Origin of the sequence: Bradyrhizobium sp. LA6.8 (genome assembly GCF_040547935.1) — a bacterium.
Taxonomy (GTDB): Bacteria; Pseudomonadota; Alphaproteobacteria; order Rhizobiales; family Xanthobacteraceae; genus Bradyrhizobium; species Bradyrhizobium barranii.
Genome location: NZ_JBEPQQ010000009.1, coordinates 272,853 through 294,126, shown reverse-complemented (window position 1 = coordinate 294,126; position 21,274 = coordinate 272,853). Strand labels below are relative to the sequence as shown.

20 protein-coding genes are annotated in these 21,274 nt (G+C 63.5%); 14 read left to right on the top strand and 6 right to left on the bottom strand.

From position 1 onward, the window contains the following. The first annotated feature begins 42 nt into the window (after window positions 1–42). From ABIA90_RS35540 to ABIA90_RS35520, 5 genes are all read left to right on the top strand, one after another. Window positions 43–984, top strand: a complete 942-nt coding sequence (locus ABIA90_RS35540; protein ID WP_028149199.1) for an ABC transporter permease — start codon at window positions 43–45, stop codon at window positions 982–984. Beyond that, entirely contained in the window at window positions 981–1,853 is an 873-nt protein-coding gene (locus ABIA90_RS35535) for an ABC transporter permease (protein WP_354120312.1), read from the top strand. Before ABIA90_RS35540 ends, ABIA90_RS35535 begins: the two co-directional genes overlap by 4 nt. A gap of 251 nt (window positions 1,854–2,104) precedes the next feature. Next, a complete protein-coding gene (locus tag ABIA90_RS35530; protein ID WP_354120313.1) occupies window positions 2,105–3,193 on the top strand; it encodes an AI-2E family transporter in 1,089 nt (362 codons plus the stop codon). Window positions 3,194–3,363: 170 nt separating this feature from the next. Continuing rightward, window positions 3,364–4,473, top strand: a complete 1,110-nt coding sequence (locus ABIA90_RS35525) for an acetate kinase (protein WP_166343365.1) — start codon at window positions 3,364–3,366, stop codon at window positions 4,471–4,473. Between the two features lie 40 nt (window positions 4,474–4,513). Next, entirely contained in the window at window positions 4,514–4,957 is a 444-nt protein-coding gene (locus ABIA90_RS35520; RefSeq protein ID WP_063981851.1) for a potassium channel family protein, read from the top strand. 195 nt (window positions 4,958–5,152) lie between these two features. On the opposite strand, the gene ABIA90_RS35515 is transcribed toward ABIA90_RS35520, so the two are convergent. Continuing rightward, entirely contained in the window at window positions 5,153–5,836 is a 684-nt protein-coding gene (locus ABIA90_RS35515) for a helix-turn-helix domain-containing protein (RefSeq protein WP_166100662.1), read from the bottom strand. Between the two features lie 221 nt (window positions 5,837–6,057). On the opposite strand from ABIA90_RS35515, the gene ABIA90_RS35510 reads away from it, so the two are divergent. Together ABIA90_RS35510 and ABIA90_RS35505 are read left to right on the top strand one after the other, a co-directional pair. After that, the gene (locus ABIA90_RS35510; RefSeq protein WP_247303629.1) at window positions 6,058–6,681 is read left to right on the top strand and encodes a response regulator transcription factor; all 624 of its coding nucleotides are present in this window, start codon (window positions 6,058–6,060) and stop codon (window positions 6,679–6,681) included. A gap of 187 nt (window positions 6,682–6,868) precedes the next feature. Beyond that, window positions 6,869–7,237 carry a response regulator transcription factor gene (locus ABIA90_RS35505; RefSeq protein ID WP_166343361.1) on the top strand — a complete coding sequence of 123 codons (369 nt, stop codon included), beginning with the start codon at window positions 6,869–6,871 and terminating at the stop codon, window positions 7,235–7,237. 14 nt (window positions 7,238–7,251) lie between these two features. Here ABIA90_RS35505 and ABIA90_RS35500 read toward each other — a convergent pair whose 3' ends face one another. The 3 genes from ABIA90_RS35500 to ABIA90_RS35490 are packed head-to-tail and all read right to left on the bottom strand — an operon-like array spanning window position 7,252 to window position 10,446. After that, window positions 7,252–7,836, bottom strand: a complete 585-nt coding sequence (locus tag ABIA90_RS35500) for an invasion associated locus B family protein (protein WP_166343359.1) — start codon at window positions 7,834–7,836, stop codon at window positions 7,252–7,254. 22 nt (window positions 7,837–7,858) lie between these two features. After that, window positions 7,859–8,746, bottom strand: a complete 888-nt coding sequence (locus ABIA90_RS35495) for an alpha/beta hydrolase family protein (protein ID WP_166343357.1) — start codon at window positions 8,744–8,746, stop codon at window positions 7,859–7,861. An 11-nt stretch (window positions 8,747–8,757) separates the two neighbouring features. Beyond that, a complete protein-coding gene (locus ABIA90_RS35490) occupies window positions 8,758–10,446 on the bottom strand; it encodes an aspartate:alanine exchanger family transporter (RefSeq protein ID WP_354120314.1) in 1,689 nt (562 codons plus the stop codon). Window positions 10,447–10,582: 136 nt separating this feature from the next. Between ABIA90_RS35490 and ABIA90_RS35485 the strand changes: the two genes are divergently transcribed. The 5 genes from ABIA90_RS35485 (at window position 10,583) to ABIA90_RS35465 (ending at window position 18,039) form a co-directional block, all read left to right on the top strand. After that, window positions 10,583–11,263: a YoaK family protein gene (locus ABIA90_RS35485; protein WP_354120315.1), complete on the top strand. Its 681-nt coding sequence runs from the start codon at window positions 10,583–10,585 to the stop codon at window positions 11,261–11,263. Beyond that, window positions 11,260–12,963: a SulP family inorganic anion transporter gene (locus ABIA90_RS35480; protein ID WP_354120316.1), complete on the top strand. Its 1,704-nt coding sequence runs from the start codon at window positions 11,260–11,262 to the stop codon at window positions 12,961–12,963. The genes ABIA90_RS35485 and ABIA90_RS35480 overlap by 4 nt, the downstream gene beginning before the upstream one ends. A 141-nt stretch (window positions 12,964–13,104) precedes the next feature. Further along, the gene (locus ABIA90_RS35475) at window positions 13,105–15,858 is read left to right on the top strand and encodes a decarboxylase (protein ID WP_354120317.1); all 2,754 of its coding nucleotides are present in this window, start codon (window positions 13,105–13,107) and stop codon (window positions 15,856–15,858) included. 13 nt (window positions 15,859–15,871) lie between these two features. Beyond that, on the top strand, window positions 15,872–17,572 hold the full coding sequence (locus ABIA90_RS35470; protein ID WP_354120318.1) for an aspartate:alanine exchanger family transporter: 1,701 nt from the start codon (window positions 15,872–15,874) through the stop codon (window positions 17,570–17,572). Between the two features lie 32 nt (window positions 17,573–17,604). Then, the gene (locus ABIA90_RS35465; protein ID WP_354120319.1) at window positions 17,605–18,039 is read left to right on the top strand and encodes a hypothetical protein; all 435 of its coding nucleotides are present in this window, start codon (window positions 17,605–17,607) and stop codon (window positions 18,037–18,039) included. Between the two features lie 54 nt (window positions 18,040–18,093). Here ABIA90_RS35465 and ppk2 read toward each other — a convergent pair whose 3' ends face one another. Both ppk2 and ABIA90_RS35455 read right to left on the bottom strand, forming a co-directional pair. After that, window positions 18,094–18,894: a polyphosphate kinase 2 gene (gene ppk2 / locus ABIA90_RS35460; RefSeq protein WP_071911459.1), complete on the bottom strand. Its 801-nt coding sequence runs from the start codon at window positions 18,892–18,894 to the stop codon at window positions 18,094–18,096. Between the two features lie 2 nt (window positions 18,895–18,896). Continuing rightward, window positions 18,897–19,349: a hypothetical protein gene (locus tag ABIA90_RS35455; RefSeq protein ID WP_166343343.1), complete on the bottom strand. Its 453-nt coding sequence runs from the start codon at window positions 19,347–19,349 to the stop codon at window positions 18,897–18,899. A 174-nt stretch (window positions 19,350–19,523) separates the two neighbouring features. On the opposite strand from ABIA90_RS35455, the gene ABIA90_RS35450 reads away from it, so the two are divergent. Together ABIA90_RS35450 and ABIA90_RS35445 are read left to right on the top strand one after the other, a co-directional pair. Then, the gene (locus ABIA90_RS35450; RefSeq protein WP_354120495.1) at window positions 19,524–19,958 is read left to right on the top strand and encodes a hypothetical protein; all 435 of its coding nucleotides are present in this window, start codon (window positions 19,524–19,526) and stop codon (window positions 19,956–19,958) included. Next, window positions 19,951–21,183, top strand: a complete 1,233-nt coding sequence (locus ABIA90_RS35445; protein ID WP_354120320.1) for an HlyD family secretion protein — start codon at window positions 19,951–19,953, stop codon at window positions 21,181–21,183. The genes ABIA90_RS35450 and ABIA90_RS35445 overlap by 8 nt, the downstream gene beginning before the upstream one ends. The last annotated feature ends 91 nt before the right edge of the window (window positions 21,184–21,274 follow it).

Here is a 21,274-nt window from a genome sequence, read left to right as displayed (position 1 = left end):
GCCCGCCGATGCGCTCGCCCTGGTGAGGACCAGTCTGCCCCGATGAAGAGCTTGCTTCTGCGCCGGCTTGCCGTCCTGCTGCCGACCCTGTTGCTGGTGTCGATGATGGTGTTCGGTCTGCAGAAACTGCTGCCCGGCGATCCTGCGCTGGCGCTCGCCGGAGAAGAGCGTAATCCCGAAGTCGTTGAATATCTTCGGCAGAAGTATCGCTTCAATGATCCGATCCCGGTGCAATACGCCGTCTGGCTGAAAGCCCTGGTGCACGGTGACTTCGGCACGTCGGTACGCACCCGATTGCCGATCGGCACCATGCTGGCGGAAAAATTGCCGGTGACCGCTGAGCTCGCGATGCTGTCGATGCTGGTCGCGCTGCTCGTCGGGTTGCCGATCGGGATCTTCGCGGCGCTGGGGCGCGGGACGCCCTTCGACTACGGCGCTAGTCTGTTCGGGCTTGCCGGACTGTCGATCCCGCATTTCTGGCTGGGGATCATGCTGATCCTTCTGTTCTCGGTGAATCTCGGCTGGCTTCCGGCCGGAGGTTTCGTTCCGCCGTCCGAGAGCGTGGGAGGCAACCTGCTTTCGATGCTGATGCCCGCTTTGGTGCTCGGCACGGGCACCGCTGCGATCATGATGCGCCATGTCCGCGGCGCGATGATCGAGGCGATGAAGCAGGACTACGTGCGCACCGCCCGCGCGAAGGGCGTCCGCGAAAGCACCATCGTGCTGCGTCATGCGCTGCCGAACGCGCTGATTCCCGTGGTCACGCTGGGCACACTGCAATTTGGCGAACTGCTGGCCGGCGCGGTGTTGACGGAGCAGGTCTTTTCCATCCCAGGGTTCGGCAAGATGGTCGTCGACGGCGTGTTCAGCCGCGATTATGCCGTGGTTCAGGCGGTCGTGCTCTGCACAGCAGCCGTATTCCTCCTGATGAGCCTGATTGCCGACGTGGCGTATGTGCTGCTCAATCCGAGGCTCAGATCATGAGCTCGATTGAGACGGTGCCGGTCGCAAGTCAGGCACGCGCCGCCGCTCCTTCGGAAATTCGTCGCCTGTTGCGCGAACCATCCGCCGTCATCGGGGCGACAATCATCCTGTTCTTCGTCGTGCTGGCGGTGTTTGCCTCGTGGATTGCGCCGTACGATCCAAACTCGCCGGACTGGATGGCGATTCGCGCGGCACCCGGTGCGGCACATTGGTTCGGCACCGACGATCTCGGTCGGGACGTGCTGTCGCGCGTGATCTTCGGCACGCAAGCCTCGCTTTCCGCCGGCATCGTCTCCGTGACGGTCGCGGTGCTGATCGGCCTTCCGTTTGGTCTCATGGCCGGCTATTTCGGCGGCCTCACCGACATGGTGATCTCGCGCTTCGCCGATGCGCTGCTCGCTTGCCCCTTTCTGGTGCTGGCGATTGCGCTCGCCGCGTTCCTGGGCCCCAGCCTGCAAAATGCGATGATTGCCATCGGCATTTCCGCCGTGCCGGTGTTCGTTCGTGTTGTGCGTGCCGAGACGCTGGTTGTCTGCACCGAGGATTACATCGCCGCGGCCCGGTCCCAGGGCCTCGGCCATCTCGCCATCCTGACCGGACAGGTGCTGCCGAACGTGCTTGCGCCGACGATTGTGCAGGCGACGCTGACCATGGCGATCGCAGTTCTCGCCGAGGCGAGCCTGGCCTTTCTGGGGCTTGGCCAGCTTCCTCCGGCCCCCTCATGGGGCGCCATGCTTGACGTTGCCAGGCAATTTCTCGGCGAGGCGCCATGGATGGCCTTCTGGCCCGGCCTCGCGATCATTGCGCTCGTCATCGGCTTCAACCTGATGGGTGACGGCTTGAATGATGCCCTCAATCCCAGGCACTAGATGGAAGACGAGCCTGTTCCGCTGGGGGACTCCGCGGCGTGGCCTAGGGCTGTTTGATTTCAGGCGGCAGACCAAAGCCTATCTCGTCCGAGCGCTGCAGCGCGCAGATCCGATGACACAGGTCGATGACGTGCTCGTCGTAGACTAGCGTGTATTGGCGCGAGCATTGGGCGCGCCATTGATCTGTATCAAGCCCGCCGTGGGATAGGGGCCGCTAGGCTTCCAGCAGGAGCGCTGCCCGGACACAGGCCTTGAACACTCTTCGCCAGCATCGGTCCATCGACGGAGTCATCCAGCTCGTGATCCGGCTCGGATTGCTGGCGCTGCTGATCCTGTGGACTTTCCTGATCATCCGCCCCTTCGTGCCAATCCTGGCCTGGAGTGCGGTGCTCGCGGTGGCGTTCTATCCAGTCTTCGGCTGGCTCGCCAAACGCCTCGGGGGCCGCCCGCGCACCGCCGCTTTCATTCTTACGCTGGTTACGCTGGGCATCGTCATTGGTCCTGCGGCTTGGCTCGGCATGAGCGCAGTCGACGGCATCAAGGATCTCGCGGGCCAGATCAGCAGCGGCGATCTCACGCTTACGGAGGCGCCCGAACAGATCAAGAGCTGGCCGCTGATCGGCCCCCAGCTCTACGATGTCTGGACCCAGGCCAACAGCAATATTCGCGCGGTGCTGAGCGAGGTGATGCCGTATCTGAAACCGCTAGCCGGGATGATGCTGTCGCTCGCCGGTGATGCCGGTGTCGGCACGCTCCAGTTCCTGCTGTCGGTATTCGTCGCCGGCTTCCTCTTTCCCTACGGTCCGCAGCTCGTCGACGCGGTGCGCGGCTTCCTGTTCCGGGTCGTACCGGAGCAGAGCGAGCATTTTCTGGAACTCGCCGGCGCGACCATCCGCGCGGTGTCGCAGGGCATCATCGGTGTCGCAATCGTGCAGTCGCTACTGGCCGGCATCGGCTTCAAGCTCGCAGGCGTCCCGAGTGCCGGCCTGCTGGCATTCCTCGTCCTGTTGCTGTCGATCGTTCAGATCGGCCCCTTCCTCGTTCTCTTCCCCGTGGTTATCTGGATCTGGATGGACAAGGACGTGACCACCGCGGTGCTCCTGACCGTCTTCCTCGGCGCCGTCGGCATCCTCGACAACATCCTGAAACCCATCGTCATGGGGCGCGGCCTGACCACGCCGACGATCGTGATCCTGATCGGGGTGATCGGCGGAACGCTCGCGCACGGAATCATCGGCCTCTTCATCGGGCCGATCATCCTGTCGGTCGCCTGGGAACTCGCGGCGGCCTGGATCCGGAACGACCGCGCCGCTGCGCCGAAAAGGCCGGAAGAGACCTGAATCTCCGCACGCATCACCTTTGACCTAAGTCAATCCTCTCGACTCCCGATGCGCCCTGATTGGGCGTAGGCAGATCTGACCTCAGGCATGTCGATGGCCCATCAAACGTCGCAGCGGGATTGCGCATTCGGGCAAACGTCCCCGGCGATGACGGCTGTCGACTGACCGCCATGGATGCGATCCTTGCCATCGATGCGAATGCAGGAAGCGTGAACTTCCAGCTCTTCTCCGTACGAGGCGAGGGGAGGCTGGAACGGCAAATCAAGGGACGGCTTGACGGGCTCGGCCGCCATCCGCGCCTCAGGGCGAGCAGAGCGAACGGCGATCCGTTGGCGCACCGCACCTATCAGAACGACGACGTCGATGACATCCCGGCGGCATGCGCGGTTGTCGATAGCTGGCTGCGGGACGAATTGGGAATCCAGCCGCTGGCCGTGGGACATCGCGTCGCTCAGGGAGGACCGGATGACGCCCGACCGGCCCTGATCGATGATGTCGTGATGGCGCGTCTGGAACGGCTGATTGCACTCGCGCCGCTGCTTCAACCGTATAATCTTGCGCCAATCCGTATCATGCAGGCCAATCATCCGGCGCTACCGCAAGTCGCCTGCTTCGATACTGCATTCCATCTTGGCAAGGTGGTGGAGAGCGGCGGCTATCCTATTGCTCATCAACTCTGCGCAGGTGACGCAAGGCGTTACGGGGCTCACGGTCTTTGCTACGAGTCGATCGCACGAGCTCTGACGCTTGAGGCCCCCGAGATTGCCGCGCGCCGCGTGATCGTTGCGTGCCTCGACGACACCAGCTCGATGTGCGCGCTGAAGGAAGGCCGCAGCGTCGAAAGCACGAATGGATTCTATGCTTTTGGCGCATCGCCATCGGACTATTCCGCAGGCGAAATCGATCCCGGCGACGCATTTCTGTTCACCAATCCGGGTGATGACGGTGCGGCTGCTCGTTTTCTGCGAGCAGAACAGGCCGTCGAGCACCTCGCCTACTGCGCCGGCCTCAACGCCGGCCTGCTTGCGGCCGCGCTGGAGGGGCTCGACGCCTTCGTTTTCACCGGCGCGATCGGCCAAGGCTCGACGGCGATCCGTGCGCGCATCGCCGAAAGGCTGAGCTGGCTCGGTGCTATCCTGGATGCGAAGGCCAACGCCCATAACGCACGGCTGATCTCGCGCCGCGATAGTCGTATCCCTCTCTACGTGCTCCCGTCCGACGATGAATTGACCATCGCGCGGCACACGTTGGCGCTCTTGTTGAACGGGCCGTCGCGTTGAGGCAGCTTCCCGGAAAGCTGAAAAGGATTGGCGGCGCGCGATGCTTCTTCAATTCCTCGTCGGTACGCTGGTCAGCGTGATCAATATCGGAATCCATGCGCTGGTGACCATCGTCGCCGTCGGGATCGCCCGCGGCGCGGGCTTGCGGCAAACCAGGAGACCGAGAGCGCACCTGATGGGTGTCATGGTCGCGACAGCCGTGGTGTTGCAGGTCGCGCATACGCTGGAGGTTCTGGTGTGGGCTCTGATGTATGAAGTCGTTCAGGCCGCCGCACCGGGCAGTGATGCGCTCTATTTCGCCTTCGTCAACTACACCACGCTCGGCTACGGCGATATCACGCCGGTGCGCGAATGGCGCCTCATCGGCCCGTTGACGGCTATGAATGGTGTCCTGCTGTTCGGCTGGTCGGCCGCCATCCTGTTCGAGGTCTTGCGCAAGACTCTCGAGCACCTCGGCGTAACCCAGGCGCCTGGCCTTAAATGATCCTGATACCGATGGCGGCTTCGGCCAGAGCCGGGCTCACCCCAGGAAAAGGATCATGGCCGTGAACGCCACCGGCAGCGTCCCGAACAAAACGACTGCGATCCGAAATGCGGTCTCGTTCCACATCGGAAGAGGCTAGCATCGGACGGTACCGGTGTGATGTGCAGTTTGTGCCATTCGCCGGTGTCGGCCCGCTCAAGGCTGCAGGTCGAGGCTTGCAAGCTGGTGCCGATCCAGCAGCACGATCTGACGCTGGGTGTTACCGACGAAGCCGAGGGCGCCGAGCTCATGGAGCCGTGACAGCGCGCGGGATACGGTCTCCAGCGTCAGGCCGAGGTAATCGGCGATATCGCGCCGCGACATCGGCAGCGCCATGACGCCGGACGCCGTCAACCGCCCGTCCATCTCGAGCAGGAACGCCGCGACCCGCTCCAGCGAGGTCTTGCGTCCCAGCAACAGCATGTGGTCCTCCGCATGCTGGAGGTTGTTCGTGGTCATGCTGAGGAGGTTTCTGGCCACCATCGCATCGCTTTCGGCCACCATTTCGAGGCTTTGCCGCCTGACCAGGCGCACCGTGGTGTCGACGATCGCTTCCGTGGTGAAGCGGTGCTCGTTGCCGTTCTCCAGGCCGAAAATGTCGCCGGCGAGGTGAAAGGCGCCAATCTGCCTGCGGCCGTCCGACAGCAGCTTGTAGCTTCGCACCGCACCAGACGTCACTTGGTAGACATATTCGGCGGGCTCTCTCTCCCCATAGATTTCGCTGCCCTTTTTATAGGTAAATTGGCTTAAACTGACGAGCGCATTTGAATCGCTGGTCATGCCGAGGTCACGAAGGGAGTTGGGACGCGGCGTCGAATCCGCTGTGATGCGAACGAACATGGGCCAACTCCTCAGCTCATCGCCGAATTGGTCTGTCGGACGAAAACTCTCGCCGCCGGGAATGCGCCGCGCCGTCCCACTCCCGCTGAAGTTGATTTACGACTAAGGCGGCATTCTCATCCATTGTCCCAAGGTTCATTGTACCAAGGGACAGCGTGAACGGCCGTTGGGAGTTTGTTGCGCGGATTGAGAAGTTGTCGGAATTCAGCAAGAGGTGATGCGTGCCCGGCCTTGTTCACGTGGTGGACGACGACGATTCCTTCCGGACGGCGATCGCGCGCCGATTGAAGCTCGCTGGCTACGACGTTGCGACCTACGCGTCGGCGCAGGATTTGCTGGATGCGGCGCCTGACGACGCGCAGCCGGGATGCATCCTGCTCGACGTGTGGATACCGGGGCTGAGCGGCCCCGACTTGCAGACCCGCTTGGTCGCGTCGGGCTCGACGCTGCCAATCATATTCCTGACCGGACACGCCGACACGCCAACCACGGTGCAGGCTATCAAGGCCGGCGCGGAGGATTTCCTGACCAAGCCGGTGTCCTCCGAGCAGTTGATCGCTGCGATCGAGCGCGCGATGGTGCGCCAGCACACCGCGCAGGCGCATCGCGGGAGGCTCGAGACCTTCCGCATTCACCTCGCCGCATTAACGCATCGCGAGCGTCAGGTGTTCGATCTCATCGTCCGCGGCAGGATCAACAAGCAGATCGCGCATGAGCTTGGAACCACCGAGCGCACCGTGAAGGCGCACCGCCACCAGGTGATGGAGAAGATGCAGGTTCGTTCGCTCGCGGAGCTCGTTTCGATCGCGGAACGGCTTGGAATGCTCGATACGAGCGACGATTAGCTGATTTGTCGTCACGGCACAGTTTCCGCCGTGTGACTTCCCCAAGAGACAATATGAAATTCGTTGGTGCGGTGCTGCCATGCAGGGCAGCGGATGCGGCGGTTCGCCTGACACGTAAGTAGACCAGGCAAATTCAATATGGCGCCAGCGCTGCCGTGATCAGTCATTCGTCTCGAAGGGGACCTCCTTGCCAGAGCGGGACTCTGTTTTTGTCGTCGATGACGATGAGTCCATCCGGACCAGCGTGAACAGGCTGCTCCGCGAGTATGGCTTTGCCGCGACGCTCTTCGATTCCGCAGGAGCCTTGCTCCATCACGGCAGCTTCGACAAGGCGATCTGCATCGTCCTCGATATCGACCTGAACGGAAGGTCCGGCATCGACCTGCGCCGGCAACTGGCAGAGGAGGGCGTCACCGCGCCGGTAATCTACATCACGGGAAATGACAGCTCGGCGAACCGCGCCGCCGCGGTCGCCTCCGGATGCATTGCCTATCTGGTCAAGCCGTTCACGGCGGAGTCCCTGATCGAGTCGGTGGCGCGTGCGTCGGCTGCGTAACGCAGCATGGCCGCTCATTCGTCGACATATTGCTCCAGCGTCCTGGCCGGTGCGCCCTTGTGGACGGACGCGAACTGCGCCAGCGGCACCGAGGTCGTCAATGCCAGAAGGTTTGAATCGATGACCTCGAGGGCAAGTGTCTTCCCTGACTCCATCTCCTTGATGATCGCGGGAGGCGCGACGTCGGCCGCAATGCAGGCGTTGGTCAGGCACCAGCTGTAGGGGATGCGGAGGGGGCTGCCCTGGTCGACGGTCAGCTTCGCCGGCTGTTGCAGGTACATGCCGACGGGCACGAAGAGCTGCAGCCTTGCCGAGGGAGTGCCTTCGCGCTCGATCAGGTCCACGCGCACAGCCGTCTGGCCGGTTGGAAACTTGCCGGTGATCGAGGTTCGGCACAGCGTCGGCGCACCGCCTGCCTTGAAGCAGAGCTTCTGCCAGTCACCGTAGACGATGTCCTTTGCCTCGCGCTGGCCGCGTGTCGCGACCTCGGCGGGTTTGTCGGCCTGCGCGGATTTCGGCGCGGCGATGCCGGCACATGTCGCGCTTCCGGCGACCGCGACGACCAGCAGGCCAGAGAGACAATTGCGGGGACTTGGCATGATGTGCCTCCGAACCTGAACTCTATTTCTGCGCGTCGAGGAACTTCGCCACCAGCGGCGACCACAGCGGGATCGCGTCCGGCGAGCCGATGAAGAAATGGCCCTCGCCGCCGAACGGCGGCATCAGATGATATTCGGCGCGGCCGCCTGCCGCCGTGAATGCTGCATGCATGCGCTTCGACAGATCGGGGCCGAAAAACGTGTCGTTCTCGATGTAGATCCACAGCATCGGCACCCGCGACGTGCTGCCGAAATCCGCGGTCGCCTCGACCAGCTTGTCGGGTGCGCAATTGTTATTCGGCTTGCCGCCGACCCGCCCGCCGCGGCCGGCGGCGAAGGTGATGATGGCCTTCACCTGTGGTGGATTCACGCTGGACAAAGCGATGGAAGCCCAACCTCCGGCGGACTGGCCGACCACGATCACGTCCTTTGGAATGATCCGTTTCTCGGCGGCCATGTAGTCGATGATCCAGAGATCGACCTTGGCGACTGCGAGGCCCGCGTCATGGAAGTTGGGGTTCGTGCACTTTCCGACCTTGGAAAAGAATGGCCCATAGAGCGCGCGCTCGGGAATGTCGATGGCTGCGGCGCCATAGCCGCTGCCGACCGGTGCGACCACGAGATAGCCGCGCTTGGCGAACCACTTTGCAGCGTCGCGGAATTCCACTAGCGGGAAGAAGCTCCGGTCGGTTGGATTGAGAGAGACGCCGTGGTTCATGATCACCAGAGGGAAAGGGCCGTCGCCGACCGGGCGCACCAGATAGGCGAACATCGGCAGCGGCAGCGGCAAGGCCCAGATCTCCTCTTGGAGTCGGACCTCGTCCTCAGCCCGCGTTGGGGCAGAGAACGAGGCCAGAACGAGCAGGGTGGTCGCCAGGGATCGGAGCGTTACAGCCAGAAGCGAGCGCATCGCGATCTCCTTCAACCCGTATACGTAGCGGCAACGACGATCGGGCCCAGCACCGTCAGCAACACGTTGCCGACCGCGTAGGGCACCGCGACACCGAGCACCGGCGTCTTGCTCTCGGCGACGTCGCACGCGCCTGTCACGGCGGCGTCGACCGTCATGGCACCGGCGAGCGCGCCGCAGGTCACGACCGGGTTCATGCGGAGTACGTAGCGGGCGAACAGGGTCCCGGCCGTCAGCGGGATCAGCGTGACGACGATGCCCATGCCGACCAGCAGGAGCCCATGCGCCTGAATGGCTGTCCAGGCGGCGAGGCCGTTGCCGAGCCCAATCGCCGCGATGAAGCCGCCAAGCCCCAGATCGCTCAGCGTCTGTTGCGCCGCCGGTGGCAGCGCGCCCATGGTCGGGTTTCGCGACCGCAGCCAGCCGCAGACGAGGCCGGAGATCAGCGCGCCACCTCCGCCGCCGAGCGTCAGCGCGACGGCACCGACTTTGAAACTTGCAAGGCCGGCCAACAGACCGACGGCAATGCCTGCGGTGAGGAAAGCAATATCGGTCCGGTCGGACGCGTTGAGGGCGTGTCCGACCTGCGTCGTCGCCCGCGCAATATTGCCGGTGCTGCCGACCAGCGTCATGACGTCGCCGATATAGACGCGCGTGTCGGGGCCGAGCGGCACCTCGCGGCCCATGCGGGTCAGAGAGCGCAGGAACACGCCGCGCGCATCTTCGCCGAGCCGCTCGGCGATGTCGCGGATCGAACGGCCGTGCAGCTTGCGGTTTTCCACGAGGACCTCGGTCACGTTGCCGGGCAGGTTGCGCAGGAGTTCGCCCGCGTCGATTTCGACGCCGAGGAGGGGCTTGGCCGCCACGATTGCCGTGGTGGGGCCGGCAATCACGACATCGTCGCCGGCTTCGAGCCTGATGTCATGCTGCGGCTTGATGTCTGCCCCGGCGCGGACGATCCGCTCCACGACAGTGCGGCTGCCGATCTCGGCTTCGATAGCCGCGATCGTGGAGCCCGCGCCGGTCGAGACGCGATAGGCGCGCGCCTGGAATTTGCGATAGGACAGGTTTTCGGTCTTCGGTGGCGCGCCGCCGGCCAGCTCGGCTTCGAGCTTCGCCGCCTCCGCCTTGAGATCGACCCGCATCAGGATGGGTGCGACGAACGGGACGAACAACAGCGTCAGGATGTAGCCGAGCACGTAGGTCACGGCATAGCCGGCCGCGATATTGGCCTCCTGCTGCTCCAGCGCCGCCTTCGGCAGGCCGAGTTGCGCCAGCGCGCCCGACGCGGTGCCGATCACCGAGGACTGGGTCAGCGCGCCGGCGGTCAGCCCCGCCGCAGTTCCGGTATCGAGCTTGAAGACATGAGCGAAGACGAGCACGATGACGAGGCCGGTGGCTCCGATCACCAGCGCCAGGACAACCTGCGCCAGGGTCCGAAAGCTCAAGGAAGCAAAGAATTCCGGGCCGGAGCGGTAGCCTATGGTGAACACGAAGAGGCTGAACAGGATGGCCCTGAGGATCGGCGGAAAAGCAAAGCTTCCGAGTTGTCCGATCAGGACGGCGACGATCAGCACACAGGCGGTCGTTCCGATCGAGAAGCCGCGAATCTTGATCCGGCCGAGGAGGGAGCCGATTGCAATGGCCAGCAGCAGGAAGATTTCCGGAGCGGTGGAGATGATCCACCTGACGGTTTCCATGGTCGCTATTTCCCCCGGTGCTTTGGTCGATTTGATTTGCGGGGAAGGGAGAATGCTTGATCCAGATCAAGCCTTGCCGGCGGCAGGGCGCCGCCTATGCGCGCATGCAGAACCTGCGACGGCCCGCTTTGTCAGCATGAGCACTCTGGATGTCGTAGCCGATGCGGTGCGCCGCGATGAGACGGTCGAGATCGTCCTGCTGCTCGCCTTCGCTGGCGGCTATATCGATGCCTATACCTGGATCATCCACGGCGTGATGGCCAATGCCCAGACCGCCAACCTGATCTTTCTCTGGGTCTATGCGACCGCCGGCAACTGGGCGATGGCGTTTCACTTCGTGCCGCCGATGCTGGCTTTTGCGGTCGGCATCGTGATCGCCGCCTGGCTGCGCCGCGCTGCCGGCGAACGGGCCAGCGCGATCAGCACGCTGATCGAGATTCTGCTCCTGATCGCGATCGGCATTCTGCACAATCGGCTGCCGGATATCGCCGGTACGCTCGGCATTTCGCTCGTTGCCGCGATGCAGACCGCGATCTTCACAAAGGTCGAGGGTGTGGTCTGTAGCACGGTGATGATCACCGGCAACATGCGCCAGGCGGTCGAAAACATTTTTGCGGTTGCGTCCGGAGGCGCGCCGCGGGGAACGCTGCGCCGTTCGGGCATCTTCGTCGGCCTGTGCGCGGTGTTCGGCCTTGGCGCCGCTGTCGGGGCCTTTGCCACCAAAGGCATCCCGGATCTCGCGCTCGGCGTTCCCGTGATCGTGCTGCTGATCGTGCTGTTGCGGTGCGAGGTGCCGCATCACGAGGTGGTGCGGTGAGCGCGCCGTCCGAACCCGGATGGACCCGGTTCTTTCCTCCGGCCTCCTGGCTTGCCGGCTACCGGCGCGAATGGTTGCCCTTCGACGCCGTCGCCGGTGTGACGCTCGCCGCTTACGCCATCCCGGTCTCGCTGGCTTATGCGGCGCTCGCCGGTCTCGCGCCGCAGGTAGGTGTCTACGGCTATATGCTCGGCGGCATCGGCTACGCTCTGCTCGGGTCGTCACGCCAGCTCGCGATCGGCCCGACTTCGGCGATCTCGCTGATGATCGCCGGTACCGTCGGCGCGCTGGCCGGCGGGGATGCGGTGCGCTATGCGCAGATCGCAAGCCTGGCGGCCTTCGCGGTGGCGGTGCTGTGCTTCATCGCCTGGCTGTTCAAGCTCAGCGTGCTCGTCCGCCTTGTCAGCGACAGCATTCTGGTTGGCTTCAAGGCTGGTGCCGGGCTCACCATCATCATGAGCCAGTTGCCGAGCCTGTTCGGCGTCGCCGGCGGCGGCCACAACTTTTTCGACCGCGCGATCAAGCTGGCAGGGCAACTTGGGCATGTCGATGTCCTCGTGCTGGGGATCGGCGCAGTTGCGCTGCTGCTGCTCCTGCTTGGCGAGCGGTTTCTGCCGGGCAAACCGGTAGGCATCACGATCGTGGCGCTTGCGATCGTGGTGGCGACGCTGTTCGGCCTTCCGGCCCTCGGTGTGCCCGTCACCGGGAAGATACCGGAAGGGTTGCCGACACCGGGGTTGCCGACATTCGGGCTGCTGGAGTTCGACGATCTCTTCCCGCTCGCCGCCGGATGCGTGCTGCTCGCCTACATCGAAGGGGTTTCGGCCGCCCGCAGCTTTGCCGCGAGGCACGGCTATCCCCTCGACGTGCGGCAGGAGTTTTTGGGTCTCGGCGCCGCGAACCTCGCGGCCGCCTTTGGCCATGGCTATCCCGTCGCTGGCGGCCTGTCGCAATCGGCCGTCAACGACAGCGCCGGCGCACGGACGCCGCTGGCGCTGGTGATTTGCTCCGTGACGCTCGGGCTGTGCCTTCTGTTCTTTACCGGTCTCTTGACCAACCTGCCCAAGGCCGTGCTCGCAGCCATAGTCTTTGCCGCGGTCTATAAGCTCGTGGACGTGCGTGCGCTGCTGCGGATGTGGCGGGTCAGCCGGATCGACTTCTACGCGGCGGCGATTGCCTTGGGATCGGTGCTGCTGCTCGGCATTCTCCAGGGCGTCCTGCTGGCAGCGATTGCGTCGATCTTCCTGCTGCTGGCGCGCGCCTCGCGGCCGAATGTCGCGTTCCTTGGCCGATTGCCCGGCAGCGGCCGCTATTCCGACAGCGCCAGGCATGAGGACGTCGAGCCACTGGCTGGTGTCATCGCATTTCGCCCCGAAGCATCGCTGCTCTACATCAATGCCGAGACGATCCTGGAGACGGTCCTGATCGCGCTCCGGAGGTCGCCAGGCATCCGGCTGGTGGCCTGCGATCTTTCGGCCTCGCCTTATATCGATCTGGCCGGCGCGCGCATGCTGCACGAGCTCTACGATGAACTCGCCTCCCGCGAAGTCATCTTTTGCATCGTCGGCGCGCATGCGCAGCTGCGCGACCTGCTGCGCGCCGAAGGGCTGGCGGAAAAAACCGACAGCGGCCAGTGGCTGCGGTCGCTCGACAGCGTCCTGGGCGACGATCCAGCCAATACCGCGCAACGAACGGTCTGACGCCCCTTATTGCGATGCCGAGGGCATCGTCCTGTCCGTCCGCCCGATCAGAATGCGCGACCGTTGACTTGGATCAATGGAGCGACCGGCCCCGCACTCACGATCCTGCATCACCTTTGCCTATGGGATCGGGAGAGCCGTATGTCCAAAGAAGCCAAGCCCGCGCAAAAGCGCATCGATCAGTTCTTCTCCGGGCCCGGCGGACGGGCGGACAACTGGCGCGATCTGGTGGAGGCCGCAAAGGCGTGGGTGCGTGGCGGGGATCGCGCGAAATATGACGCTGCGCTGGCCGATCTCTCCATAACGGAGGAATTTCACGGCTATCCCGGCCTTCACCTCATGGCGGTCCTGCGGGACGCGGCCGCGGCCGGCGATGCGGCGGGCTCACTCGCCCTTGCGACACGGATGATGCAGGCCTTGACGACGAGGTCGTTTCGCCAACATGCCGGCGACGGGAGCGCCAATGACGAGGGCAACGGCGACGCTCCCGATCTCGTGCCGCAAATGTCCGGGCAGTATGGTGCGCGCCGTCCCTATTTCGAGACATTGATCGTCACCGGCCTCTCGTCCGGCAATTGGCCCGCGCTCGCCAACGAATGGCGCAAGCTGCGGCGGCCGGTCGATCCATTCGTCTATGAGCCGGTCATCGTCGGCAGCCTCGAAGACGCCTTCTGCGCCGCCATCCTGAATCCCAATCTCGCAGCCGTCGTCATCAACGAGGGCTTTGCGCTGCGCTCACGCCATGACGCGCCGGTGCTCCGTACGATGACCTCGTCGGCCGGGTTGAACGACGAGTCCGATGCCTCGGCGCTGCGGCTTGCCCACGTCATCAAGCGGGTCCGTCCCGAGCTCGACCTCTATTTGATGTCCAATCGCGACGTGGAGGCGATGGCCGGAAATCCCGAGGCCGATGTCGTCCGCCGCATCTTCTATTCGGTCGAGGAACTGCTCGAACTGCATCTCTCGATCCTGGAAGGGGTGCAGGATCGCTACGATACGCCGTTCTTCGACAATCTGAAGAAATATGCACAGCGTCCGATCGGAACGTTCCATGCGCTGCCGATCGCGCGCGGCAAATCGGTCTTCAAGTCGGACTGGATCCGCGACATGGGCGAGTTCTACGGCCTGAACCTGTTCCTGGCCGAAAGCAGCGCGACCACCGGCGGCCTGGACAGCCTGCTGGAGCCGACCGGCAACATCAAGAAGGCGCAGGACAAGGCAGCGCGCGCGCTTGGCGCCGATCGCGTCTTCTTCGTCACCAACGGCACCTCGACCTCGAACAAGATGGCGGTGCAGGCGCTGCTCGCGCCGGGCGACATCGCGATCGTCGACCGCAATTGCCACAAGTCGCATCATTACGGCATGGTGCTGGCCGGCGCGCAACCGCTCTATGTCGAAGCCTTCCCGATGACGGAATATTCGATGTACGGCGCAGTGCCGCTGAAGACCATCAAGCAGGCCTTGCTGAACGCCAAGGCCGATGGCCGGCTCGACCGCGTCAAGCTGCTGGACCTGACCAACTGCACCTTCGACGGCCACATCTACAACACCCGTCGGGTCATGGAGGAATGCCTCGCCATCAAGCCCGACCTGATCTTCCTGTGGGACGAGGCCTGGTTCGGCTTTGCGCGCTTTTCACCGTTCCTGCGGCGGCGCACCGCGATGGGAGCGGCAAACGAGATCGAGGCCTGGATGCGCGATCCGAGATCGGTCGCAGCTTACGAAGCTCAACAAGCCACGCTCGGCAAGAATCCCTCGAACGAGGTGTTGCTCAATACCCGGCTGATCCCCGATCCGCGCCAGATCCGCTTGCGCGTGTATCAGACCAATTCGACCCACAAGTCGATGTCGGCGATCCGTCAGGGCTCGATGCTCTCGGTCAAGGACGTCGAATTCCACACGGTCGAGCAGCAGTTCAAGGAGGCCGTCTTTACCCATGCCTCCACGAGTCCGAACCAGCAGTTGATCGCGAGCCTCGACGTCTCGCGGCGCCAGATGGAGCTGGAAGGGTATGGTCTGGTGGCCAATGCGATCGAGATCGCGCTCGCCATCCGTCACGCCGTCAACACCAATCCGCTGCTCTCGAAATATTTCCGTATCCTCGGCGCCGACGCCATGGTGCCGGCGCAATATCGCCAGAGCGGGTTCACCGATTATCTGGCGGCCGGCGCGAACTGGGCGAGCTCTCTGAAGAGCCTGGACGAGGATGAGTTCTGTCTCGATCCGACCCGCATGACGCTGGTGTGCGGCACCGCCGGCTACGACGGCACGCAGTTCAAGGGCATCCTGGCGAACGACTACAACATCCAGGTCAACAAGACCTCGCGCAATTCGGTGCTGCTCCAGTCCAACATCAACAACACCCGCAGCGACATCGCGCATCTTATCAGGGTTTTGGCCGAGATTGCGGGCGAGGTGGATCGCGGCCTCGCCCGAGGCGGTGCCAATGCGAAGAAGACCTTCGAGGCGCGGGTGAAGAGCCTGATGACTGACGTGCCTGATCTGCCGAACTTCTCGCACTTCCACCAGAGCTTCCGTGGCGATGCCGGCAGCAAGACCAATGAGGGTGATATCCGCAGCGGATTCTACGCGGCCTACGACGCGGCGGGATGCGAATTTATCAGGCTCGCCGATCCCGAGATCGACCGCCGCCTGAAAGCCGGCCCCGACCTCGTCTCCGCCAGTTTCGTGATTCCCTATCCGCCGGGCTTCCCGATCATGGTGCCGGGTCAGGTGATCACCCAGGAGACCATCGACTTCATGCGCAAGCTCGATGTGAAGGAGATCCATGGCTACGACGCCAAGGAAGGCCTCAAGCTCGTGCGCGCCGAAGCCTTGGCGAAGATCGGCAAGCCCAAGCCCGGCGCGCAGCCGAAGCTGAAGGCCGCTTCGTAAAGAGGGGACGAACATGCAAGGTTTTTTCACCTTCCTGCAGCAGAATCCGTTTCTGCTGCTGTTCTTCGTCGTTGGTCTTGCCGTCTATATCGGGCGAGCCAGCATCAAGGGCTATGGTCTCGGCATGGTTGCCGGTGCCATCGTGGTGGGCGCCGGCTTGTCGGTCTGGGCATCCACCTATGGTGTGAAGCTCGAGCTGAACAATTTCGTCAAGAGCCTGTTCTACTATCTCTTCATGTACGGCGTGGGCTTGCGCGTCGGTCCGTCCTTCATCAACAGCCTGAGGGGCGACGGGCTGAAATTCTGTGTCCTGGCCGTGGTGTCGAGTGTTCTTGGCCTCGCACTCGTCGTCATCTGTACGAAGTTGTTCGCGCTACCGATCGGCGCCGCCGGTGGCATGCTGGCGGGATCTCAGACCATGTCGGCTGCGATCGGTTCGGCCGAGCAGGCCGTCACCTCCGGTGTCGTCAAGCTGCCCGAGGGCATGAAGCCCGAGGACGCCTCCGGGATGATCGCGTTGTCCTACGGCATCACTTACATCTGGGGCACCGTCGGCATCATCCTGATCTGCAAATATCTGCCGCGCTGGTGGGGTGTCGACGCCACGGCCGCCGCCAAGCAGTATGAGCGGGAATTTGGTGTCAAGGATCTCGAGGGCGGCGGCCTGACCGGTTATCGCCAGTTCGCCCTGCGGGCCTACCGGCTGGAAAATCCCGCGACGGTCGGCATGAGCATCGCAAAATTCCGTACCGTGAATCCGGAATACCGCATCGTCAATGTTGGGCGGAACGGTGAGCCGCAAGGCGCCGATGCTGACCTCGTCTTGCAAAAGGGCGACATCGTCGCGCTGGGCGGTGCGACCGAGCATCTCACGGAGAAAATGGGCCTGATCGGTCCGGAGGTTGCGGACGCCAAGACGCTCGGCATCCCCATGGACCAGGCGGACATCCTCGTCACCAACAAGGACATGGTGGGACGCACCTTCGAGTCCTTCCGCGACACCGCAATCGCTGGCCAGTTGCAGGTGACCAAGGTTGAGCGTGGAGGCGTCCAGATTCCGGCGGGTCTCAAGACCAAGCTGGAGCGAATGGACATCGTCTCCGTGGTCGGTCTGAAGTCCGCGGTCAACGATCTCGGCGAGATGTGGGGGCGCATCGCGCGCACCAACACCTCGACCGACCTGCTGACGCTGGCGGTCGGCATGATCATCGGCTTCCTGATCGGGATGATCGAGTTCCCGGCCTTCGGCGCCAAGATCGGCCTCGGCAACGCCGGTGGTCTCCTGCTCTCGGGCGTCATCGTGTCCTCGATCGTGTCGCGCTTGCGCTTCTTCGGCAACACGCCGAACGCGGCGCGCAATGTGCTGGAGGATCTCGGTCTCGTGGTCTTCGTCGCGATCGTCGGCGTCAATGCCGGCGCCGGGCTGCTGGCACAGCTCACCGGTGCGGTCGCCTTGAAGATCTTCCTCGCCGGTTTCATCGCTTGCACGATCCCGCCCTTCGTCGTCTGGGCGATCGGTTACCACGTCTTCAAGATCAATCCGGCGGTGCTGATGGGCGGCGTTGCCGGCGCCCGGTCGCATTCCGGTCCGTGTCGTGAAGCCGCGGTCGAAATCCAGAGCTCCGTGCCCTGGATCGGCTTCCCGGTCGCCTATGCCGTATCGGGCATCCTGCTCACCGTGTTCGGCTATTTCGCGATGATCCTGGCACAATAGTCCGTTGCAACAACCAAAGGGGAATGAACGTCATGAGGAAATCTGCCATCGCCGCCTCCTTGATCATCTCGTTTGCGGCCGCTACCGGCTTCAGCACGCCGTCGCGTGCCGAGACCGGTCAGGTTGCCGTCGTCTTCACCAAGGGCGGCTTCATCGTCGGCGTCGGCGGCGGCGAGGGTGTCTTGGTGTTGCGGGGCAAACAATATCCCTTCACCGTGTCAGGCATGAGCGTCGGTTTCACGATCGGAGCTTCGACGACCAAGTTTGTCGGCCGCGCCCTCAATCTGAGGGGTCCGCAGTCGATCGAAGGCTCTTACGCGGCGGGCGGAGCCGGCGGCGCCGTCGCCGCGGGAGCCGGAGCTGTGCAGTTGCAGAACGGCAATGGCGTGATCCTTCAGCTCAGTGGACCGAGGGTCGGCGCGGAAGTATCGGCTGCGGTTGGCGGCGTCACGATCCGGCTGAAATAGGCCCGGGGGGCACTCAAGCTAAACGGGCTGCGTCATCGTAGCCCGTTTCGCGTTTCAGTAGCGTTCCTCGACGAACTTCAGGCCGCGCAGGCTCGCCTGGTCGTTGTAGCGTCCCTTGTCGGACCGCGGCGGCAGCTTGACCTTCTCCCGCTTGACCTTCTTGTAAGGGATCGTTCTCAGGATGTGCGAGATGACGTTGAGCCGCGCTCGCCGCTTGTCGTCGGAGCGGATCAGTCGCCACGGTGCATGCTTCGTGTCGGTCGCCTCGAACATCGTGTCACGCGCGCGCGAGTAATCGTACCAGCGCCCGAACGACTCGGTGTCCATCGGGCTCAGCTTCCACTGCCGCAGCGGATCCTCGATACGCGCCTTGAAGCGGAGCTCCTGCTCCTCCATCCCGACCTCGAGCCAGAGCTTGATCAGGACGATGCCGGCGTCCACGGCGAATTTCTCGACCAGCGGACACAATTCCAGGAAGCGCTTGTGTTCGGTCGGCGAGCAGAAGCCCATGACGTATTCAACGCCGGCGCGGTTGTACCAGCTGCGGTCGAAAATCACGATCTCGCCGCCGGCCGGGAATTGCTCGATATAGCGCTGCAGGAACAGCTGGGATTTCTGCCGGTCGGAGGGCGCGGGCAGGGCGCAGACACGGAACACGCGCGGGCTCACCTTTTCGGTCAGCGCCTTGATGGTCCCGCCCTTGCCGGCCGCGTCGCGCCCCTCGAAGATGATGATCACCTTCAGTTTCTGGGCTCTGACCCATTCCTGAAGGTGACACAACTCGACCTGGAGTTTTTCGAGCTCCTTCTCATAGTCCTTCCGCTTCATCCGCTCCACGGGCGCGTCCTTGGCCATGCTCAATCACCCCAGGAAATGGTCACGCCGATATCGCCGGGAACACCGCCTGGAAAATCGATGATCTGATAGGCGATGCGATAGCCGCGCGGTTTCAGGTAATCGCTCCAAAGCTGGAAGATTTCCTTCGGAATCCCGGTCAGGGTGTTCTCCCAGCCCGCTTCCATCTGATTGATGGCGCGGCCCTTGTCGGTGCACAGCGTGTTGGGGAAGCGATAGACCAGAACTTCGGTCAAGCCGTTCCGCACCGCACGCTGGATGATCGTCGAGGCGAGCTTGATCTTCTCGTCCTCGGTCTTGCCAGAAGGCTTGCTGAGGCGTTCAATGAGGGCGTGTTTCTCGGCTTCGGCGGCGGCGGCAAGGCGCGCATATTCGTCGGCCTTCTCTGCCTCCTTGAGGGCTGCTTCCTTGCGGATCTGCGTGGCGCTGGGGATGAGATCATCGATGCCGGGCATGGCAGGCGGCTCCTGTTGTTGCACGTCAACTTTCAGGCGAGGCTAGGTGGAGCCGTTCCAGGCCCGTTGATCCAAATCAAGCAATTGCGCCACCCGATACCAACACTGCTTTCGACGCATTCAAGTGGAAACGCGCCTGACGAGGAGAGAACGTTGAGCGATCAGCTTCATCCGATGGCCCCGCATCATCTGCCGTTCTATCTCGCACCGGGAAGCGGGGTGGATCCGCTGATGGTCGTGATGGGAATCTTCCTGATCGGCACCGTGCTCTGGGTCGGTACTCTTTATTGGAAACTGCACAGCCTGCCCGAGCGAATGGCGCACAAATCGCAGAAACTGCAATTCGAATTCGTAGCCGTGCTCGGCCTGATCTCGCTCTTCACGCACATGCACATCTTCTGGATCGCAGGCCTGCTGCTAGCCATGATCGACATTCCCGACTTCGGCGGTCCGCTGCGCAGCATCGCCGATTCCGTGGAGAAGATCGCGGATGCGACGCCCGAAGACAGCGACGCGGCCACGCAGGCCAGCCCGCGACCGACAGGCGGCGACACGCCGCCTCCAGAAAAGCCGGGGCCCGCGAAGGAGAAGGAGCACAGCCATGTTTGAGCTGATGTTCTGCTCGCTGCTGACGATCCTGCCCGACTATCTCTACCGCCGCTATGTCCAGGGCAAGCGCTTCGGCAAGGAGATCACCTTCTTCTCCGTCTGGTACGAGCTGCGCTGGGGCATTACCGGCTGCCTGATGCTGACGGTGTCGCTGATCACCATGATCTTCTATTTCCATCCGTCGACATCCAACGCGACGCTTTATTTCCGCACCGTGCCGATCCTGCCCGAAGGCTCGGGCCGCGTGGCCGAGGTCAAGTTCGGCTTCAGCGCGCCGGTGAAGAAGGGCGACGTGCTGTTCACGCTCGACGCGTCGAAGCAGCAGGCCGCATTTGAGACCGCCAGGCGCAAGATTGCCGAAGTCGATGCCGCCATGCAGACGGCACAAGCTGACGTGGTCAAGGCCGAGGCGCAGATCGGGGAAGCCAAGGCCAGCTACCAGCAGGCCAAGGACGAACTCGACACCAAGACCGAGCTCCAGCGCCGCAATGCCAACGTCGTGGCGCAGCGCGACATCGAGAAGCTTCAGGTGTTGGTCGACCAGCGTCAGGCCGGAATCGATGCCGCGACGGCCGCGCGGCAGTCGGCGGCCTTGCAGGTCTCGACCTCGCTTCCAGCGCAGAAGGCGAGTGCCGAGGCGACGCTTGATCAGGCCCAGGTCGATCTCGACAAGACACTAGTCCGCGCCGGCGTCGACGGGCGCGTCGAGCAGTTCCTTGTCCGCCCCGGCGACGTCGTCAACCAGTTGATGCGGCCGGCGGGAATCCTGATTCCGACGGAGGCCGGCCGAACGTTCCTTCAGGCCGGCTTCGGTCAGATCGAGGCCCAGGTGATGAAGACCGGCATGGTGGCGGAGGCGACTTGCATCTCGAAGCCGTGGGTCATCATCCCGATGGTGATCACGACGGTGCAGGACTACATCGCCACCGGCCAATTCCGCTCCGGCGAGCAGTTACTGGAAGCACAGAACGCCGTTCGGCCCGGCACGATCCTGGTGTTCCTGGAGCCGCTCTACAAAGGCGGCCTCGAGGGCGTGACGCCGGGCTCAAGCTGCATCGTCAACGCCTACACCAGCAATCATGAAGAGATTTCCGCCAAGGACACCCCGACCAGCCGAAAGATCGCGCTGCACGTCGTCGACGGCGTCGGCCTGGTCCATGCCCTGCTGCTGCGCATCCAGGCGTTGCTGCTGCCGATTCAGACGCTGGTGCTGAGCGGGCACTGACGTGTCAGATCGGATCGTTTCGCCCCGTTCTGCGTGCAGCTTGACTGCGTCCTCGGCACTGTCGAAGCGGCCCATTTGTCGCTAGAATTGT

Excerpts from the sequence above, each read along its gene's own strand:
- ABIA90_RS35540 (WP_028149199.1), top strand. The coding sequence starts at position 43 with ATGAAGAGCTTGCTTCTGCGCCGGCTTGCCGTCCTGCTGCCGACCCTG.
- ABIA90_RS35535 (WP_354120312.1), top strand. The coding sequence starts at position 981 with ATGAGCTCGATTGAGACGGTGCCGGTCGCAAGTCAGGCACGCGCCGCC.
- ABIA90_RS35525 (WP_166343365.1), top strand. The coding sequence starts at position 3,364 with ATGGATGCGATCCTTGCCATCGATGCGAATGCAGGAAGCGTGAACTTC.
- ABIA90_RS35520 (WP_063981851.1), top strand. The coding sequence starts at position 4,514 with ATGCTTCTTCAATTCCTCGTCGGTACGCTGGTCAGCGTGATCAATATC.
- ABIA90_RS35515 (WP_166100662.1), bottom strand. The coding sequence starts at position 5,836 with ATGTTCGTTCGCATCACAGCGGATTCGACGCCGCGTCCCAACTCCCTT.
- ABIA90_RS35500 (WP_166343359.1), bottom strand. The coding sequence starts at position 7,836 with ATGCCAAGTCCCCGCAATTGTCTCTCTGGCCTGCTGGTCGTCGCGGTC.
- ABIA90_RS35495 (WP_166343357.1), bottom strand. The coding sequence starts at position 8,746 with ATGCGCTCGCTTCTGGCTGTAACGCTCCGATCCCTGGCGACCACCCTG.
- ABIA90_RS35490 (WP_354120314.1), bottom strand. The coding sequence starts at position 10,446 with ATGGAAACCGTCAGGTGGATCATCTCCACCGCTCCGGAAATCTTCCTG.
- ABIA90_RS35485 (WP_354120315.1), top strand. The coding sequence starts at position 10,583 with ATGAGCACTCTGGATGTCGTAGCCGATGCGGTGCGCCGCGATGAGACG.
- ABIA90_RS35475 (WP_354120317.1), top strand. The coding sequence starts at position 13,105 with ATGTCCAAAGAAGCCAAGCCCGCGCAAAAGCGCATCGATCAGTTCTTC.
- ABIA90_RS35470 (WP_354120318.1), top strand. The coding sequence starts at position 15,872 with ATGCAAGGTTTTTTCACCTTCCTGCAGCAGAATCCGTTTCTGCTGCTG.
- ABIA90_RS35465 (WP_354120319.1), top strand. The coding sequence starts at position 17,605 with ATGAGGAAATCTGCCATCGCCGCCTCCTTGATCATCTCGTTTGCGGCC.
- ppk2 (WP_071911459.1), bottom strand. The coding sequence starts at position 18,894 with ATGGCCAAGGACGCGCCCGTGGAGCGGATGAAGCGGAAGGACTATGAG.
- ABIA90_RS35455 (WP_166343343.1), bottom strand. The coding sequence starts at position 19,349 with ATGCCCGGCATCGATGATCTCATCCCCAGCGCCACGCAGATCCGCAAG.
- ABIA90_RS35450 (WP_354120495.1), top strand. The coding sequence starts at position 19,524 with ATGGCCCCGCATCATCTGCCGTTCTATCTCGCACCGGGAAGCGGGGTG.
- ABIA90_RS35445 (WP_354120320.1), top strand. The coding sequence starts at position 19,951 with ATGTTTGAGCTGATGTTCTGCTCGCTGCTGACGATCCTGCCCGACTAT.